The sequence below is a fragment of the Psychrobacter sp. AOP7-C1-14 genome (assembly GCF_052376135.1).
Classification (GTDB): Bacteria; Pseudomonadota; Gammaproteobacteria; order Pseudomonadales; family Moraxellaceae; genus Psychrobacter.
In genome coordinates, this window is sequence record NZ_JBQSVH010000043.1 from 1 (window position 1) to 1,136 (window position 1,136).

1 protein-coding gene is annotated in these 1,136 nt (G+C 47.1%); it reads left to right on the top strand.

Features of this window, described 5'->3' with window-relative positions:
• Positions 1–21: 21 nt before the first annotated feature.
• Positions 22–1,136, top strand: a 1,115-nt coding sequence (gene tuf, locus ACT3QN_RS13640; protein WP_444529297.1) for an elongation factor Tu, incomplete at its 3' end; no start/stop codon positions are given.

The window sequence follows — 1,136 nt, forward strand, 5'->3', positions numbered from 1 at the left end:
CCAAAAAAAGAGGAAATACCCATGGCAAAGGCCAAGTTTGAACGTAACAAGCCACACGTCAACGTCGGAACCATCGGACACGTTGACCATGGTAAAACCACCCTTACCGCTGCAATCGCAACCGTAGCTGCAATCAAATCAGGCGGCGAAGCAAAAGACTATGCGTCTATTGACTCAGCACCAGAAGAAAAAGCACGTGGTATCACCATCAACACCTCACACGTAGAGTATGACACTGAAACTCGTCACTATGCACACGTAGATTGCCCAGGTCACGCCGATTATGTTAAAAACATGATCACTGGTGCCGCTCAAATGGACGGCGCAATCCTAGTAGTATCTGCAACTGACGGCCCAATGCCACAAACTCGTGAGCACATCTTGCTATCACGTCAGGTTGGCGTACCGTACATCATCGTATTCATGAACAAATGTGACATGGTAGATGACGAAGAACTACTAGAACTAGTAGAAATGGAAGTTCGTGAACTATTGAACGACTATGACTTCCCAGGCGACGACACCCCAATCGTTAAAGGTTCTGCTACTGAAGCCCTAAAAGGCTCAGAAGACAAATATGGCCAACCAGCGGTTGTAGAGCTTCTAGAAGTACTAGACACCTACATCCCAGAGCCAGAGCGTGACGTTGACAAATCGTTCCTAATGCCAATCGAAGACGTATTCTCAATCTCAGGTCGTGGTACTGTAGTAACAGGCCGTGTTGAATCTGGTATCGTTAAAGTTGGTGACGAGATCGAAATCGTTGGTATCCGTGACACTCAAAAAACCACCTGTACTGGTGTAGAGATGTTCCGTAAACTGCTTGACGAAGGTCGTGCAGGCGAAAACTGTGGCGTACTACTACGTGGTACTAAGCGTGAAGACGTACAACGTGGCCAAGTACTAGCTAAGCCAGGTTCAATCACTCCTCACACCAAGTTTGACGCTGAAGTATATGTATTGTCAAAAGAAGAGGGTGGTCGTCACACACCATTCCTAAACGGCTATCGTCCACAGTTCTACTTCCGTACTACTGACGTAACTGGCGCAATCCAATTACAAGACGGTACTGAAATGGTAATGCCTGGTGATAACGTTGAGATGGGCGTAGAGCTTATCCACCCAATCGCTATGGA